Here is a 16,509-nt window from a genome sequence, read left to right as displayed (position 1 = left end):
GGCCGTCAACGAATCAGTGCACGGTCGGTTTGGCGAGGAGTTCGCGCAGAGTCGCGAGCAGTTCGCGACGGTCTGCTGCACCGAGTTTGCCGCGGATGCGGGCCATGTGGTGTTCGACAGTCTTGCCGGAAATGAAGAGTTTGCTGCCGGCTTGTTTGTAAGTCAGGCCGTCGACGACCAGGCGGGCGACCTCAAGCTCGCGTTCGCTGAGTGCGCTCAAGCCGGTCGCCGCGCCCGGTGCCGGGGCGGCGGACTCAAGACGTCCGGTCGTGCCTTGGAACTGCCGAGCTGCTTCGAGGAGTTGGACCATCGCCTTGCGATCGGAGGTGCGAATCGCGGCTTGGCCCGCCAGCCGGGCCGCGTCCCAGCACAGGTCCAGTTCATGAAGTTCCGCGGCTGCTGCGGAGATTTCGCCTGGATCGAACGTGCCGCTGAGAACCGCAAGCCAGCATCCAGCGGCGCGGGCGAGCGCGGCCGGATAGCGGCCGCAGTCGGCGAAGTGGTTCAGCGCTGCCAGTTGCTGTTCGGCAGTGGCGCGGTCTTCTGTGGTGATCGCGGCGTGCAACTCGTGCCAGCACAGCGAGACCGTCCACAAAGGAGGGTTTCCCAGTCGGTCAAGCATTGCGTGCGCGCGTTCTAGTCGGCGGGACAGCTTGGCGTGCGCACCGGTCCGAGCGGCTGCGATTGCCAGTTCTCCCAACGGGAGCAGCGTAAACAGGTCCACTTGCTGACGCATGGACGCCTGATACGCCCGTTCCCACGACTGTTGCAGCCCGACCAGGTCGCTCGCTCGCCGGGCGAGGCCGAGTTCCAGTGTCGCGAAGAACAGTTCGTCACGGGCCTCAAGCTTGGTGCCAGCGACGGCGTCGCGGTGTTCCGTCGCGGCGGCAAGATGGCCGCCGGTCATCGCGACCCAGCCGAGAATCAGCCGGTGTCGGGTGGCAAGCAGGTCGCCGCCGACGCTGCTGGCTAATGCTCGTTCCAGCACCGACTCTGCGAGCGCCAGTTCGCCTGCGTGCAGGCCCGCGAGTGCAGCGAGTGCGGCCGGACTGTCCGGAAGGGGTGCGCCGCCGACTGCTGGTTCGAGCATTGCTGCGGCGCCTACGAGTGTCGGGAGCGCCTCTGTTCCGCAACCGACCACCGATTCCACGATCCCGTTTGCTGTTCGCGCAGCGGCACCGGTGAACAATGTCGGCGCGGCTCCAGGCATCGGGACGTTGGCGACAGTTTGACCGTCGGTGGTCTGGCCGGTTCCGACGAGGGCAATCGTGGCGAACGCGTCCACCGCGCCAGGGCCCACCCAGCGATAGCTTTCGCCATTCGGTTGGGGCTGTCCGGAGAACGCGGGATTGCCGTTGGGAGCGGGAGCGGGATCGGTCGGGGCTCCAGCAGCGTCCGCGCGGTGGGGGAGTGCGGAGGCTTGAGAGTCTGTCGAGCTGGCTAGTGTCCATTGGGTTGCCGCTTGGTGGTTCGTTGCCGCCGTAGCGGGACCTTCGTTGCTGGAGTCATGGCCGCCGGAGTTGGATGACGGAGTGGCCGCATGCTGACGGGACCAGTTGTCCGTGGCTGCGGCCCAGCGGTACAGCTCTGCAGTTCGGGCCAGTTCGCCGCGGTGAGCCAGGACTGTCGCGGCGATCTCGGCTCCGGCGGCTCGTGCTTCCGGATCTTCGCCGGACAGCATGCCGTCGCCCAGGCGGAGGGCGGTGTCCAAGTCTCCGGACAGTGCGGCGGCGCGGGCCCAACCCGTCGTGGTCGCGGCGTCGCGGGCACCAGCTTCGGCGGCGGCTTCGAAGAGTCGCGCGGCATGTTTGGGGTCGGTGGGGAGTGCTTCGCTCGCGGCGGTTGCGAATGCGGTTGCTGCGGAGGCACCGGAGCTGCCGGCGTCGAGCAGAGACGTCGCGAGGTCAAGTACGGGCAGGCCCCGAGTCAGTTGTACTTCCACGAGTTGCTGCAACACAGCTAGGCGTCGAGCGGGTGGTCCGTAAGCGCGTACTGCTTCGGCGGCGGCAGGCAGGAGAATGTCTTCAGCATCAAGGAGGCCCGTCGCGCGGGCACCGTCGACGACTTCGGGCAGTTCGTCTGGTGTGCGCTCCAGCAATGAACACAGCAGGTCGAGGTTGCGGGCTGCGCCGGCTTCGGCGGCGATGAGGTAGCGGAGGACGTCGTCGTCGAGTGCTGCTAGTTCGGCGCGGAAGTCGGCGAGACGGCCGGTGACGACCCGTTCCACGAGACGAGGGACACCGCCGGTGCTCGCGTGCAGGGCGGGGGCGTCCGCAGTGCGGCCGGTGAGTTGTTTCGCGAGCTTCCCGACTTCGTCGACGGTCAGCGGCGGCAGCAGCAGTGTTTCGCCGAGGGACCGCAACGCTTGCGCGCGAGGGTTCGGACGATGTGCCACCACGAGCGGTCCCTCTTTGGCGGCCGCGAGCATGGTGAGCCTGGTCAGGTCTTCGTCGTCGAGCTGGTCTGCGTCGTCGACGACCGTGGCCTCGACACCTGCTTCGCGGTAGCTGCGGTCGAGGGCGCCCAACAAGGCAGTCTTGCCGTAGCCGCCCGGCGCGACGACCACGAGCCGGACTGGGGCCGCGGGGGTGTCGGCTAGTTGTTCAAGGAGGCGGCGGGCTGCGGGGTGGACGGCGTCGTTGCCGGTTTTCGCCAGCAGTGCGTTCAACAGTGACCTTCACCGGAGGGAGCTGTGGCTGGGTGGGCGCACGAACTCAGGACAGGGGGACGGGGAGAAACGGGTTCCTTGTCGGCGGTCGCTTCGTGTGACGTGAGGACCGCGATCAGGATCGAGGAGCTGATCGCCAGTACTGCCGCCGCGGCGGCGAGCGGTCGCCATCGACGCAACAGTTTGGCAGCGCCCTCGGGCTCCGGCAGCGTGAATGGAGTGATCTCCACCGGCGGCCGCTCGGGTCTTTCCGGAAGTTCGGGTTCGCGGTCGACTCGCGGCAGCAACGTGGTTTCGGGGGCGGGGGCTTCCCTTCGCGCGAGAGGCCTCGTCCGTTGGCTGGCGAGGATCCCGGCCCCGATGGCCGCCGTATCGGCGGGTTGGGGGCCGGTAAAGAACGGGCAGGGCAGACGTCCAGGGCGAGTGCCCGGGCCGGGTTCGCCGCAGAACACGATGCCAGCCAGTGACTCCGGGGCGACGTTGGCCGCCTGCGCGAGGCCGAACGCCGTCTTGACCGCGGAACCCGGCGCGACGCCTTCCGTGCTGTTCCGGGCGATCCAGCCGCTGGCTCCCGAAGCGGTCGCCAAGGTGACGGTGACGCCGTCCGGGCCGAACTCGCACACCGCGGCTGTTCGGTCGCCCGCACCGGGTTCCGGGAGGTGGGCGTAGAGCGCGGCGACCGCGCTGGGAACGAGGGTGACCGCGGTGAAACCGGACTCCGTCAGCGACTGGCGCAGGAGTTCGCGTCGGTAACCGCCCCAGTCACCGGGGTGGGTGACGACGAGCTGGCGCGGCGGTTCGCCGGTCTGGCTGGCTGCGACGTCGGCGATGCCTTCGATGAAGACGGTGGTCAGGGACTCCGGGGTGAACGGTTCGCTGCCGATGAAGACCGGCACGTCGTCACCGATGCGGCGATGGAAACCGGTGATCAGGCGGGAGGGCACGGCGGCGCCGGCTTGAGTTGCCGCGTCGCCGGTGAGCAGGTATCCCTCGTCGTCGAGGAAGAGTGCGGTCGCGGTCGCCGGGGAGGTCTCGCCCAGCCACAACGGCTCGGGATCGTCCCACCGGTCACCTTGCCTGCGACGGAGCGCGGCGTGGGTCCGGGCAGCGCCGAGGTCGATGCCGAGCACGTAGGGCACCGCCGCTTCCTCCCTTCGTCGCAGTCAGGTTCGGCCAAGGGGCGTAACTCACTGAACGGATACGCATCCTCACCCGTTCGGGTCAGACGGGCAAGAGTGGGGTGGGATTTAACCCAACCGGGTTCCGCGTGTCCGATCCCCTAACTCCCTAACGATCTCATATCGACCCCCTAACGGCTGAGCGAGGCGCGACTGGGTGTAAACCCCGATGTGAGCGGGGGTGCCCCGTCCCTACCTTGGGCGCCACCCCCGGCCGGGGAGGGCCGGGCATTCCCCGTAATCACTACAAGTGGAGATCCCCCCATGGATTCGGTGCAGACTCTGCACGACTTCACGCTCACCTTGCTCCAAGACCCGTCCGCGCTCGCCGCTTTCGGCCAGGACCCGCAGGCCGCGCTGGCCGCTGCTGGGCTGGGCGACATCAGCGCCGCCGACGTGAACGAGGTCGCGCCGCTGGTGCTCGACTACGTGCCGGTGGACCACCTGGCCTCGCTCGGCCAGCTGCCCCAGGCGGGCGACCTGACCACTGCGCTCGGCGACGGCCCGCAGGGCGCGATCGAGCAGCTGCAGGCACTGACCGCTTCGCTCGGCGTCTCGGCCGGCGGCGCGGAGGCGTCCGCGGCTACGCCTGGGCTGCCAGGCCTTGGCGAGCTGCCGGCGGTGCCGGGCGTGGGCGAGCTGCCCGGTCTTGGCGAGCTGCCGGGCGCGGGTGCGCTGCCTGCTGTCGGCGACGTTCCGGGTCTCGGTGACCTGGCGGGTGCGGTGCCCGCCGGAGACCTTCCGGGCCTCGGTGAACTGCCCGTCGTGAGCGACGTGGCTGGTGCTTCGGCGCTGCCCGCGGCCGGTGAGCTGCCGGGCCTTGGCGAGCTTCCGGCAGTGCCGGGTCTCGGTGAGCTGCCGGGTGTCGGTCAGCTGCCCGGCCTCGGTGAACTGCCGGGTGCTGGTGCTCTTCCGGGTGTCGGTGCGCTGCCTGGTGTCGGCGACGTCGCCAGCGCGGTTCCGGCGCTGCCGACGGCCGGCGAGCTGCCGTCGGTTCCGGCTGTGCCGGGTGTCCCGGCCGTTCCGGGGCTGCCCTCGGCGCCGGGTCTCGGCGACGTGCAGAACGCTGCCGCGTCCGTCACCGCGCTGGTGCAGAACCCGACCAGTGCACTCGCCCTGGGCAACGACCTGGCCAGCGGCCTGGACTCCAGCGCGGTCGCGCAGGCGAGCGGGCAGGCGGCCACCGCGGCCGACGGTGCCATCTCGCAGGTGCAGCACGTCGGCGGCGAGCTCGCGGCGGCTTCCCCTGTGAACGTCAGCGACCTGCCGGTCGCGAACTCCGCCTCGCAGGTCGCCGACCACGCGACCGAGGCCGGCGGCGGGATTGCCGGGCACGTCAGCGACGCGGTCGGGACCGTCACCGAGAACGTCGGCAGCCTGAGCAACACGCTCAGCGCCAACGGGCTGAACCACGCGGTGAACGGCGTGACCCAGCAGGCGCACTCGCTCATCTCGCACGGCGAGTCCGAGCGTTCCGACGCCGCGACCGAGACGCACACCGGGACCGACGCGGGCGTCGGCATGGTGCACGACACCGCCTCGACCGTCTCCGACCTCGGGCACCAGGGCCTCGGCCTTGACCTGCACGCCGGTGCGGAGACCTCGCACGGCGGCGGTGAGCTGCACATTTCCCTCTGAGCAAGGGTAATTCGGGGGTGGCTCCGCGGTCTGGGTGCGACCGCGGAGCCACCACCCGGTTCGGATACTCCCCGTACACGGGGGACACTGGTTCGCCGTGACGGCTCCAGCTTGGCTCGAAGTGCTCGCCGAGACCTCGGATGCCTGCCGGACGCACGGCCGCGAAGACCTGGCGCAACGCCTTCGCCGGCGTCAGGACCGGCCGCCGGGAGGCACGCGGGTCGCTGTGCTCGGCTTTCCCAAGCAAGGCAAGGGCTACCTGGTCAACGCGGTGCTCAACGCGCCGGTCTGCCCGGTCGGCGACGCGGCGACTCCCGCGGTGCCGATCGAAGTCGGGTACGCGGCCGAACCCGGTGCGACGCTCGTCGGTCGCGCCGATGAACGCATCCCGGTCGAGATCGAGAAGCTGACCGGCGAGGTCGGTGCCCGGCCTGCCGGGTCGCTGCGGCGGGTCGAGGTCGGCGTCCCGCGCGATCTGCTGTCCGCGGGCTTGGTGCTCATCGACACTCCCGCGATCGGCGACCCGAGGTCCCCGCGCACAGCTGCCGCTCTCGACGTTCTCGCGGACGCCGACGCGGTCATTCTTGTTTCCGACGCAGCCGCTCCGCTGGATCAGGCCGAGCTGGCGCTGGCGCATCACATCCGGACTTGGTGTCCGCACGTGGTCATCGCGCTGACCAAGATCGACGTCAGCGCCGGATGGCGCACGGTCGCCGAACAGAACCGGACCGCGCTCTCCGCGGCCGGGATCGACTCGCCGGTGCTGCCGGTGTCGGCGACGGTTCGGTTCGCCGCGGCCAAGGGCGGTGACCAAGACCTCAACGCGCGGTCCGGGTTCCCGGAGTTGCTTTCCTGGATCGCGACGCAGGTTTCGCGACCGGCGGAGAGTACGGCCGCATTGCTCGCCGCCGTGAGTGTGCGCGCGGCCGCGGCCGAGCTAGTCGAGACGTTGCGAGCACGCGCCGAGGCGGCCGGGCAGGAAGCCGGCGTCGACCAGACGACGTTGCTGCAGCGTTCGCAACGTCGCGCCGATGAGCTGCGCCGACGCAACAGTCGCTGGCAGAACCTGCTGGCTGACGAGATCGCCGACCTGCAGTCCGACGCGGAATACGACCTGCGCGAACGCACCCGGAAGATCGTCGAGACCATCGACGAGACCTTCGACCGCGGGGACCCGGTGAAGGTGTGGGGCGAGTTCGGGCCGTGGCTGGACAGCACGCTCGCGGAAGCGGTCGAGACGACCTACACGTTCGCGGCCGAACGCGCGGAGTGGATCGCGCAGGCGGTCGCGGTGAGCTTCGGTGCGCAGTACGACCTGCCGGAATTGGCTTTGACCGACTCCGGCGCGGACCGGATCGCCGAGGTGCGGCAGCCGCGGATCGAGCGGTTCAAGATCGGGCAGAAGGCGTTCACCGGTTTGCGCGGTTCGTACGGCGGCGTGCTGATGTTCGGCCTGGTGACCGGGTTGGCGGGGCTGCCGCTGATCAACCCGGTGTCGATCGGCGCCGGCGTCGCGTTCGCCGCGAAGACGATCAGCGACGAGGGCGGGATGCGGCTGCAACGCCGGCAGGCGGTGGCCAAGATGACCGCGCAACGGCACGTCGACGACGTGTTCCTGCGGTTCAGCAAGGAATGCCGCGACGCGATCCGCCACGTGCAGCGACGGTTGCGGGACCACTTCACCGAGCTCGCGGACAGTCTCGCCGACGAGCTGACACGGGAACGCGAGATGATCATCGCCGGGTCGGCCGAGCGGGAACGGCGCAGCGCGGCGCTGCGGCGGGAGATCGACCGGCTGGCGGGATTGCACAAGCGGGCTGGGGAGCTGGGGATGCTGGCTAACCGGGTGCCCAAGGAGTTGCCTGCGTGACCTTGGCCTGGCGGCGTTCGCGGCTGGACGGATCGGTGATGCTGGTTCGATCAGATGCAGTGGAGTTGCCTGCGTGGCTTCGACTTGGCGGGCTGGACGCGGTGTGCTTTTGGCGGTGTTGGCGGCTTTCTGTGGGTTGGTGATGCTGGCCGGTCGTCTCGTATGCGGAGGGGGCGGCGGTTAGTTGTTGTCTGCGTGACGTCGGATGGGAGAGCCGGGCGTCGCGCACGGCGGCTCTCTGGGTGGGCTTAGTTCTTCGGGCGGGACAGCTGAGGAGAAGCTGGCCAATCGGTCGTCATGGAGATGGTTGCGACTTCGGGTGGCTGTGGCGTTTGGTGCTGGACGGAGGAGGCGCGGTTTCTGAGCGCTGGCGGATGTGGTCGTGAGCGGGGTTCCGCATTGTGAGAGTGGGTTGGTCTTTGGCGCGGTGAGGCGTTTTGCTGCAGTGAAGGCGGTTTGGTGGGCGGGGGCGGGTCGCGCGTGGGTCGGATCAGTTAGTGACGGCATGCTTCGGCGGCGTCGCATCGCGGGAGCGGAGCCGGGAGACGTGGCCGCGTGGTGGAAGATTCGGAAAGTGCCCTTCTTGGGCGGTTGAGGGCGTTTCGGGAGATGTCTGCGGGGTTGATGGTGGCGGGCTTCGGGATTCGGTGAGCGGGGCGTTGCCGGGTAGTCGAGGATGTTCGGGGCTGTGCCGGGTGAGTCGAGTGAGGAGTGGTGTCGCGCGTGGGTGAGGACGTTCGGGCTCTTCTGGCGGATGCTTGTGCGTACTACCGCGACAGTCCGAGGGCTTCGGCGTTGCTGGGGGAAGCGCTTGACCATCTCGACGAGCCGCTTCGGGTGAGCATCGGAGGGCCTGCGGGGACGGGGAAGTCCACGTTGGCTGCGGCGTTGGGCGATTGGCCGACGCGGGCGTTGCGCGATCTGGAGTTTCTCGATGCGCCGCCGCCGTCGACGCTCACTGACGCATCCGTACGGCTGCTTCGCCATCTTGAGCCTGACCAGTTGGCGACGTTGCGTCCGACGACGCCTTCAGTGTTCGCGCGGCAGACGGCCGTTGACACGATCCTTGTGCTTGCTCGCGCGGACGAGACCGGTGCGGGGCGGATTGACGCACTGCTTACCGCGAAGCAGATTGCGCGGCGCGCGTGGCGCGAAGATCCACTGTGCAGCGGGTTCCAAGGCGTGATCGCAGTGGCGGCGCAGCTTGCGTACGGGGCGCGCGCGTTCACTGATGACGAGTTCGAGCTTCTCGCGGCCTTCGCGGCTGTGCCTCGTGAGGAGTTGGAGCGGTATCTGCTCTCGGTGGATTCATTTACTGATCCGGCGTTTCCGGGGCCGGTGTCCGTCGAGACGCGACGGTCGTTGGTGGTTCGTTTCGGGCTGTTCGGGGTGAAGCTTGCGCTGACGCTGATCCGTACGGGCTGCGATGACCGAGTGAAGCTATCGACGGAACTGGTGCGGCGCAGCGGTCTTGGCGAGCTTCGCGACACTATCGCGGGTTGTTTCGCTGCGCGTGCGGACGCGTTGCGTGCGCGGACTGCTTTGATTCGGTTGGAGACGGTGTTGAACGCGGAGCCCCGACCGCACAGTGATCGGCTTGCTGCGCGGGTGGAGCGGTTTTCGGCCGGTGCGCATGACTTTCGAGAGTTGCGGCTGATCGCGGACATTCGTGGCGGACGTACGGCTTTGGCGGGGGAGTCGGCGGAAGAGGCTGTGCGGTTGCTGGGCGCGGAGGGGACGGCGTCGGAGGAACGGCTGGGACTTGCGGCGGGTACGGATCTGCGCGAGATGTATGAGGCCGGTCTTGACGCGGTGATGCGGTGGCGGCATGAGGCGGAGCGGCCGGACCGGGCCCTGGCGGAGCGCGCGGCGGCGCAGGTTGTGGTGCGCAGTGCGGAAGGGTTGCTGGCGCAGTTCGTTTGACCGGGGCAGTCGTCCGGGACGATCGCCTAGGACGGTTGGCCGGGACGACTGACCGAGGCGACTGACCGGAGAGGGCGGCCAGGGCGGTCGCCCAGGATGACTGACCCGGGCGGACGACTGAGACGGTCGCCCGGGGCGACTGACCGGGGTGGACGCCTAGGACGTTTGGTCAAGGCGACCGACCTACGCGACTTGACTGGGCAGTCGATCAGGGCGGGCGCCCGGGGCGGCCGACCGACTGAAGCAACGGGCTGGTGCGGCCGATGGTGTGGCTGACCAGGGTGATCGAACAGGGCAACCGGTTGGGGTGACCGGCCGGGACAACTGACCAGGGCGATCGACCGGGGCAACCGGCCAGGGCGACCGGCCAGGACAGTAGACCGGGGCGACTGACCGGGGCGATCGGCCGGATCTCGGAACCTCAGGCGTTGCCCAGCACCCGTCCGATGGTGAGTTCCAGGACTACTCGCTGCGGGTTTTCCCGCGGCTTCCGGTACCGCTTGGCGTAGCGCTCTTCGGCGTCGCGGACGGAAGCGGCGTCGTCGAGGAGGCGGATTCGGCCTTCCAGCGTGGACCAGGTCCGGCCTTCGAACTGGCATACCGCGGCGGCCAATCCGGTGTCGCCGGCGGCGCGGATGAGGCGGGCCTTGTACGAGGTTCCGGAGGCGATCACGCGGGCGATGCCTTGGTCGAAGTCGACCGTCACGCCGACCGCTACGACGTGGGGCGTTCCGTTGGGGCGGACCGTCGTGAGGGACGCGAGCCGTCGTTCGGTCCAGAACTGGCGGAAGCTCTCGTCGAGGGGCATGTCCGCACGCTAGACGAGACAGAAATTCAACTGCTTGTTGACCTCTTTAACAACCAGTTGTAGCGTTCCGCGGAACCAACGACGTCCTGGAGGATCCGCATGTCGTCGCTTCGTTCTCGTGCCTGGCAAGCCGCTTTGCTGGGCGGTCTGCTCGTGTTCGCCACCGCCTGCGGAGGAGGTCCTGACGGGGCCGGCGGCGGGCAGCAGCAGAAGCCGAGCGCTGTTCCGGACAACACCGCGTTGCTCGGGGCGATCAAGGCCGACCCGCAGCTCGCCGCGGGGTTGCCGCCGGCTGTTGTGCAGGCCAAGACGTTGCGGCTGGCGTCCAACATCCAGTCGGCGCCGAACAACTTCTACGCCGCGGACGGCAAGACGCCGATCGGCTACGAGGTCGACCTGGCCAAGGCGGTCGGGGCGAAGCTCGGGGTGGCCGTCGCGTACCAGGACCTGGCGTTCGGTTCGCTGATCACGAGCCTGCAGTCCGGGCGCGTCGATCTGACCATGGCGGCGATGAACGACACCAAGGAACGTCAGCAGCAGATCGACTTCGTCGACTACTTCTCGTCCGGCATCACGATCATGATCCGCAAGGGCAACCCGGACGGCATCACCGGGCCGGACACGTTGTGCGGCAAGAACGTGGCAGTCGTACAGGGCACCAGTCACCAGAAGTTCGCCACGGCGCAGAGCGCGAAATGCACTCAGGCGGGCAAGCCTGCCATCACGGTCACCGCGACCGACAGCGACAACCAGAACCAGAATCAGCTGCGCACCGGTCGCGTCGCGGCGATCCTGAACGACCTGCCGAGCGCGGTCTACATCTCGCGCACCGCGGGCGACGGCAAGTTCTTCGAGGTCGTGCCTGGCCAGCCGATCGAAGGCGGGCCGTACGGGATGGGCTTCGCGAAGAACAACTCGAAGCTGCGCGACGCCGTCAAGGAGGCGTTGCAGTCGCTCGTCGCCGACGGCACGTACGGCAAGATCCTGCAGTCCTGGGGCGTCGAGCAGGGCGCGATCAAGGAGGCGGCCGTCAATGGCGGAAGCTGAACCGCTGCCGATCGTCCGGCTGCGGCATTGGGGTCGCTGGGTCAGCGCGGTAGTGATCGTCGCGCTCCTGGTACTGTTGGGTTTCGCGCTCGCGCAGGCGCAGATCGACTGGGGTTCGGTACCCGACTTCGTGTTCTACCGCGTGATGGCGCTCGGCCTGCTCAACACCGTTGTGCTGGCGGTGATCGCGCAGGCGGTCGCGATCGTGCTCGGCATCCTGATCGCGTTGCTGCGGCTCAGCGCCAACCCGGTCGCGAAGTGGTTCGCGGCGGCCTACATCTGGCTGTTCCGCGGGCTTCCGGTGCTGTTGCAGATCCTGATTTGGTACAACCTGGCGCTGATCTTCCCGACCGTCTCGATCCCGCTGCCCTTCGGCGGCTACCTCGTGCACGAGCCGACGAACGTGCTGATCAGCGCGTTCACCGCGGCGCTGCTCGGGCTGGCGCTGAACGAGAGCGCGTACATGGCGGAGATCGTCCGCGCCGGGCTGACGAGCGTCGACGCCGGGCAGACCGAGGCCGCGAAATCCATCGGCATGACGCCTGGCGCGACGCTGCGCCGGGTCGTGCTGCCGCAGGCGATGCGCGTGATCATCCCGCCGACCGGCAATGACTTCATCAACATGCTCAAGGGCACGTCGATGGCGTCGGTGATCGGCGTGACCGAGCTGATCCACGCGGCCAACAACATCTCGTCCAACAACCTGCTGGTGATGGAGACGCTGATCGCGGCGGCGATCTGGTACATGGTCGTGGTGACCGTCGCCGGCGTCGGCCAGCATTACCTTGAACGGTCGTTCGGGGCAGCTGACCGGAGTCCCGTCGCGCGGGTCGGGAAGGCGTTCAAGGGGATGCCGCTGGTGAGGGGTGCGCGTGTCTGAACCGCTGCTGAAAGCTGTCGGGGTCCGCAAGAACTACGGGCACACCGAGGTGCTCAAGGGCATCGACCTGGAGGTCCGCAAAGGACAGGTGGTGTGCCTGCTCGGGCCGTCGGGAGCGGGGAAGAGCACGTTTCTCCGCTGCCTCAACCATCTCGAGACGATCGATGGCGGCCAGGTCTGGGTGGACGGCGAGCCGATCGGGTTCAAACTGCGCGGCGGCAAGCTGTACGAGCTGCGCGAGAAGGACGTCGCCCGGCAGCGCCGGGACATCGGCATGGTTTTCCAGCGGTTCAACCTGTTCGGGCACCGCACAGCGCTGGAGAACGTGGTCGAGGGACCGGTGCGGGTGCTCGGCGTCGACCCGGCGAAGGCCCGGAAAGAGGCGCTGGACCTGCTCGACCGGGTCGGCCTCGTAGACCGAGCGGGCGCTTACCCAGGGCAACTGTCCGGCGGGCAGCAGCAGCGGGTCGCGATCGCCCGGTCGCTGGCGATGAAGCCGAAGCTCATGCTGTTCGACGAGCCGACGTCCGCGCTGGACCCGGAGCTGGTCGGGGAGGTGCTCGCGGTGATGGGTACGTTGGCTCGGGAGGGGATGACGATGGTGGTCGTGACGCACGAAATGGCTTTCGCCGCGGAGGCCGCCGACGAGGTGGTGTTCCTCGCCGACGGCGCGGTGGTCGAAACCGGGCCGCCGGAGCGCGTGCTGAAGTCCCCGGAACACGAGCGGACGCGGCAGTTCCTCGCGCGGGTCCTGTCGTGACCCGGATCCCGCCCCGGTACCTGCTCCAGTTCGACGAGCCGGCGGGCTACCTGGACTTCGCGCGGTTCGGACCGCCGTCGCACGCCGTGCTCGACACCACCGCGCGGCTGCTGGAGGCGACGACCAAGGCCGGTCCGTCTACTGTGGACGAAGTGATGCGGCAGGAGATCCGCGCGAAGGCAGCGGCCGCGCGGCTCTGCGGCAGCGACACCGACCACACCGTGCTGCTCCCGCACACCAGCCTCGGTCTGTTCCAGGCGGCGTTCAACAGCCACGGCGAAGTGCTCGTTTCGGCCGCGGAGTTCCCGGCCAACACGTACCCGTGGGCACGCGCCGAGCAGGCCGGACGGGTGCGGATGCGGCGGCTGGAAGGCGGTTACGTCACTCCCGATCGGCTCGCGGAAGCGCTCACGCCGGAAACCGCAGTCGTTTCGGTGAGCGCGGTCGATTTCCGCACTGGTTACCGGGCTGATCTCGCCGCGTTGCGCGAGGTGGTGGGCGATCGGCTGCTGGTGGTCGACGGGATCCAAGGTTTCGGGGTCGTCGACGCGCCGTGGGAGGTCGCCGACGTGCTCGTGGTCGGCGGGCAGAAGTGGCTGCGGGCGGGCTGGGGCACCGGGTTCGCGGTGCTGTCCGACCGGGCGCTGGCGCGGATGGACCCGATCCTGTCCGGCTGGACCGGCGCGCGCGACCCTGGTTTGTTCGACAACGAGATCCACCCGGCCGATCCGACCGCGGCGAGCTGGTCGATCTCGAACCTCAGCCCGGTCACGTCCGGCGCGTTCGCGGCGGCGCTCGAGCTGGTCGAGGAAACCGGCGTCGCGGCGATCGCGGGCCGGATCGGCGAACGCGTCGGCGAGCTTGAGGACGTGCTGCGCTCACTCGGCGCGGAGATCGTCTCGGCGACTGAACGGCGCGCCGGGATTCTCGCGTTTTCGTTGCCGGACAAGCCGGCGGAACAGGTCGGGGCGGCGTTGACGGCGGCGGGGATCGCGGCGACCGTGCGCCCGGAACATGTCCGATTGTCGCCGCACGCGTCGACCCCCGCCGCGGCTGCAGAGCTCGTACGGGACGCGCTGGAAACGCTGCTGCGCCCGCGCCGGGTCGTGCCGGTCGCGTCGGCTGCGGGCACGGCGACGCATGAGCTGCTCACCGCGCTGATCCCGGCGGTGGACGGCCTGGCGGCGATGCTCGGACCGGGCAACGAGGTGCTGCTGCACGACCTGTCGCGGCTGCCGGATTCGATCGTCGCGATCGCGGGGAAGCTCACCGGCCGTTCGGTCGGCGGGCCGATGACGGATCTGCTGCTCGGGCTCGTCCGGCGCGGCACGACGCAGGACCTGACCAACTACCGCACGCACAGCCCGGACGGTCGCGAGATCCGTTCGTCCACGTTGTTTCTGCGCGACGCCGACGGGGCGGCGATCGGGTGCCTGTGCGTGAACAGCGAACTGCCCGCGGTGGCGCAGACGTCGGAGGAACGGCGGGACGAGACGTTCCTGCCGGACGTCGACAGCCTGCAGCGGTTCCTCGTCGGACGCGCGATCGGGAAGTCCGGGATCCCGGTGGAGCTGATGAAGAAGCGGCACAAGTCGGCGGTGGTCCGGGAGCTGGACGAGGCCGGGTATTTCCTGATCAAGGACGCGGTGGACCACCTGGCCGGGCAGCTCGAGGTGACGCGGTACACGATTTACAACTACCTCAACGAGATCCGGGGATGACGAAGTTCGCCGTGCCGCCTGGATTGGCTGCGGCGGTGCGGCGGCGGGAGGGCAGCGCGGGCGAGGCTTGGCTGCGGGAGCTGCCCGAGGTGGCCGCGGCGGCTTGCGCGCGGTGGGGGTGTCGGATCGCGGGGGCTCCGCTGCATGGGGAGACCGCGCTGGTGCTGCCCGTCGAACGCGGCGGGCAGGCCGCCGCGCTCAAGATTTCGTTTCCCCATCCGCGTTGTGCTGAGGAAGCGGCGGCGTTGGAGCACTTCGACGGCGCTGGAGTCGTGCGGCTGCTGGCGGCCTCCCCGGATCGTGCCGCACTTTTGCTCGAACGCGTCGGCCCCGCGACGCTGGAAACGGTGCGCGCGGAGGAAGCGACCGAGATCGCGGGCGAACTGGCCCGTCGGCTCGCGGTACCCGCGCCGGTCGGAACGCGGTCGCTCGCCTCGACGGCTGGGCCGTGGCTCGCGCAGCTGGAACAACTGGCAGCACCAGGGTTGTTGCCGACGCGCGAGGTGGACCGGGCACGCGAACTGATCGCCCAGCTCGCCGACGACCGGACTGCCACGATGCTGCACGCCGATCTGCATTTCGGGAATGTGCTGCGGGCGGAACGGGAACCGTGGCTGGCGATCGATCCGATCGGGTGGCGTGGTACAGCGGCTTTCGACGCGTTCACCGTGGTCGCGAAAACAACGCCGACGCGCGACCTGGCCGGGTTGATCACGCGGTTTTCCCATGCCGCACAAGTGGATCCGGAGCTGGCGGAGCGATGTTGCCAGGCCCGGGCGGTCACTGCTTATCTGCACCAGGAGCACGTCGGCGGTGAATGGTTCGACCGCGACGTGCTCCTCGCGCTTATTTCAGGAACCTCTCCACCGCGTCCGTGGCCGCGGTAATTCCGCCGTTGGCACGGATTTCCGCGCGCAGCTCAGCCAGCCGCGCGGCGACGTCCGGTGAACTGCTGACCTCATCGACCGCTTCGCGCAGGGATTTGGCGGTCACCTGATCCGCGGGCAGATGCTTGCCGACTCCCAACGCTTCCAGCTGCGCGGCGTTGCCGAACTGGTCGACGGCTTGCGGGATGGCGACCGTCGGGACGCCGTACCAGAGGGATTCCGTGCAGCCGCCCATGCCGGCGTGCGTGATGAAGGCGGACGCGACGTCGAGAATTGCCAGCTGTGGCACCGTTTCGTGCACCTCCACCGACTCCGGCAGCGGGCCTAGATCGTCCTTCGAGACGTGCTTGCCGATGGAGAGCACAACGTGCCAGTCCTCGAACTCGGTGATGCAGTGCCGGTAGACGTCCAGTTGGTCGTTGTATGCGGTGCCGAACGACACGAGCAGCACGGGTTTGCCGTCGGACGGCGGCGTCCAGTACTCTGAGGCGCGCGCCGGGTCGAGGCACGGGCCGACGAACTGGACCCGGTCTTCCGGCACACGGTCGGCGTTCGGCTGCATCGCGCGCGGGATCAGCGACAGGATCGGCACCGGTCGGGCGAGCCACGTCCAGGCGTCTTCGGTGACTCCGTTTTCCGCCAGCCACTCGGTAAAGGCCCGGTGGTAGTCCACTCCGGACGGTGAGGTGCGGATCGGTTTGAGGATGTCGGCGAGTTCGTCCTCGTAGCCGTCCCAGGCGACGTAGGTGGGGGAGAGCTGCACCGCGGGCACGTCGTAGCGGAGGCCGAGCAGCGGTGCGCCGAGGCCGCCGATGTCGTAGAGCAGCAGGTCCGGGCGGTCGTGGTCGAAGGTTTCGATCAGCCGCGGGTGGATCGCGACGGCCTCGTCGAGGAAGACGCGCATCGCTTCGGCCGGGTCTTCCGGCCATTCCGCGTCCGGGCCGAGCGGGAAGATCGTGGGATGCGCGACGACGTCCGCGCCGGTCGCTTCGACGAGTTCGGCGAGCGGTTCGCCGACGACGTAGCTGACCCGGTGCCCGCGCCGCACCAGCTCGCGGATGATCCCCAGCGACGGGTAGACGTGGCTCGGCGCGGAGCAGCCGACCATGACGATGTGCTTGCCCATAAG

At 68.9% G+C, this 16,509-nt stretch carries 13 protein-coding genes; 9 read left to right on the top strand and 4 right to left on the bottom strand.

Annotated features, from left to right (window positions below):
* Positions 1–13 precede the first annotated feature (13 nt).
* Positions 14–2,227 carry a helix-turn-helix transcriptional regulator gene (locus FKO37_RS42145; protein ID WP_238607992.1) on the bottom strand — a complete coding sequence of 738 codons (2,214 nt, stop codon included), beginning with the start codon at positions 2,225–2,227 and terminating at the stop codon, positions 14–16.
* Positions 2,228–2,365: 138 nt separating this feature from the next.
* On the opposite strand from FKO37_RS42145, the gene FKO37_RS42140 reads away from it, so the two are divergent.
* Positions 2,366–2,599, top strand: a complete 234-nt coding sequence (locus tag FKO37_RS42140; RefSeq protein WP_238607991.1) for a hypothetical protein — start codon at positions 2,366–2,368, stop codon at positions 2,597–2,599.
* Between the two features lie 65 nt (positions 2,600–2,664).
* Here FKO37_RS42140 and FKO37_RS42135 read toward each other — a convergent pair whose 3' ends face one another.
* A complete protein-coding gene (locus FKO37_RS42135; protein WP_037811993.1) occupies positions 2,665–3,807 on the bottom strand; it encodes a molecular chaperone DnaK in 1,143 nt (380 codons plus the stop codon).
* 303 nt (positions 3,808–4,110) lie between these two features.
* On the opposite strand from FKO37_RS42135, the gene FKO37_RS42130 reads away from it, so the two are divergent.
* The 3 genes from FKO37_RS42130 (at position 4,111) to FKO37_RS42120 (ending at position 9,277) form a co-directional block, all read left to right on the top strand.
* Positions 4,111–5,484 (top strand): IniB N-terminal domain-containing protein, encoded by a 1,374-nt coding sequence (locus tag FKO37_RS42130; RefSeq protein ID WP_238607990.1) that lies wholly within the window; start codon positions 4,111–4,113, stop codon positions 5,482–5,484.
* A gap of 97 nt (positions 5,485–5,581) precedes the next feature.
* Positions 5,582–7,354: a dynamin family protein gene (locus FKO37_RS42125; RefSeq protein WP_238607989.1), complete on the top strand. Its 1,773-nt coding sequence runs from the start codon at positions 5,582–5,584 to the stop codon at positions 7,352–7,354.
* A 723-nt stretch (positions 7,355–8,077) separates the two neighbouring features.
* Positions 8,078–9,277 (top strand): GTPase, encoded by a 1,200-nt coding sequence (locus tag FKO37_RS42120; protein ID WP_238607988.1) that lies wholly within the window; start codon positions 8,078–8,080, stop codon positions 9,275–9,277.
* A gap of 421 nt (positions 9,278–9,698) precedes the next feature.
* On the opposite strand, the gene FKO37_RS42115 is transcribed toward FKO37_RS42120, so the two are convergent.
* On the bottom strand, positions 9,699–10,085 hold the full coding sequence (locus FKO37_RS42115) for a pyridoxamine 5'-phosphate oxidase family protein (protein WP_238607987.1): 387 nt from the start codon (positions 10,083–10,085) through the stop codon (positions 9,699–9,701).
* 99 nt (positions 10,086–10,184) lie between these two features.
* Between FKO37_RS42115 and FKO37_RS42110 the strand changes: the two genes are divergently transcribed.
* From FKO37_RS42110 to FKO37_RS42090, 5 genes are read left to right on the top strand one after another with little or no spacing between them, the layout of a single operon-like run.
* Positions 10,185–11,132, top strand: a complete 948-nt coding sequence (locus tag FKO37_RS42110) for an ABC transporter substrate-binding protein (protein WP_238607986.1) — start codon at positions 10,185–10,187, stop codon at positions 11,130–11,132.
* Complete coding sequence (locus FKO37_RS42105) at positions 11,119–12,012, top strand: amino acid ABC transporter permease (protein ID WP_134663239.1); 894 nt, start codon at positions 11,119–11,121, stop codon at positions 12,010–12,012. The genes FKO37_RS42110 and FKO37_RS42105 overlap by 14 nt, the downstream gene beginning before the upstream one ends.
* The gene (locus FKO37_RS42100; RefSeq protein WP_308196572.1) at positions 12,005–12,772 is read left to right on the top strand and encodes an amino acid ABC transporter ATP-binding protein; all 768 of its coding nucleotides are present in this window, start codon (positions 12,005–12,007) and stop codon (positions 12,770–12,772) included. Before FKO37_RS42105 ends, FKO37_RS42100 begins: the two co-directional genes overlap by 8 nt.
* Positions 12,769–14,493, top strand: coding sequence for an aminotransferase class V-fold PLP-dependent enzyme (locus FKO37_RS42095; RefSeq protein ID WP_238607985.1), 1,725 nt, complete (start codon positions 12,769–12,771; stop codon positions 14,491–14,493). Before FKO37_RS42100 ends, FKO37_RS42095 begins: the two co-directional genes overlap by 4 nt.
* Complete coding sequence (locus FKO37_RS42090) at positions 14,490–15,380, top strand: aminoglycoside phosphotransferase family protein (RefSeq protein ID WP_238607984.1); 891 nt, start codon at positions 14,490–14,492, stop codon at positions 15,378–15,380. Before FKO37_RS42095 ends, FKO37_RS42090 begins: the two co-directional genes overlap by 4 nt.
* Here FKO37_RS42090 and FKO37_RS42085 read toward each other — a convergent pair.
* Positions 15,340–16,506, bottom strand: coding sequence for a macrolide family glycosyltransferase (locus FKO37_RS42085; RefSeq protein ID WP_238607983.1), 1,167 nt, complete (start codon positions 16,504–16,506; stop codon positions 15,340–15,342). The two genes, FKO37_RS42090 and FKO37_RS42085, sit on opposite strands and share 41 nt — an antisense overlap.
* Positions 16,507–16,509: the final 3 nt, after the last annotated feature.

The organism is Amycolatopsis sp. Poz14, assembly GCF_006704225.1.
GTDB lineage: Bacteria > Actinomycetota > Actinomycetes > Mycobacteriales > Pseudonocardiaceae > Amycolatopsis > Amycolatopsis nivea.
The sequence above is the reverse complement of the archived record's forward strand: the minus strand, read 5'-3'. Positions and strand labels throughout refer to the sequence as shown.

Excerpts from the sequence above, each read along its gene's own strand:
- FKO37_RS42130 (WP_238607990.1), top strand. The coding sequence starts at position 4,111 with ATGGATTCGGTGCAGACTCTGCACGACTTCACGCTCACCTTGCTCCAA.
- FKO37_RS42115 (WP_238607987.1), bottom strand. The coding sequence starts at position 10,085 with ATGCCCCTCGACGAGAGCTTCCGCCAGTTCTGGACCGAACGACGGCTC.
- FKO37_RS42110 (WP_238607986.1), top strand. The coding sequence starts at position 10,185 with ATGTCGTCGCTTCGTTCTCGTGCCTGGCAAGCCGCTTTGCTGGGCGGT.
- FKO37_RS42105 (WP_134663239.1), top strand. The coding sequence starts at position 11,119 with ATGGCGGAAGCTGAACCGCTGCCGATCGTCCGGCTGCGGCATTGGGGT.
- FKO37_RS42090 (WP_238607984.1), top strand. The coding sequence starts at position 14,490 with ATGACGAAGTTCGCCGTGCCGCCTGGATTGGCTGCGGCGGTGCGGCGG.
- FKO37_RS42085 (WP_238607983.1), bottom strand. The coding sequence starts at position 16,506 with ATGGGCAAGCACATCGTCATGGTCGGCTGCTCCGCGCCGAGCCACGTC.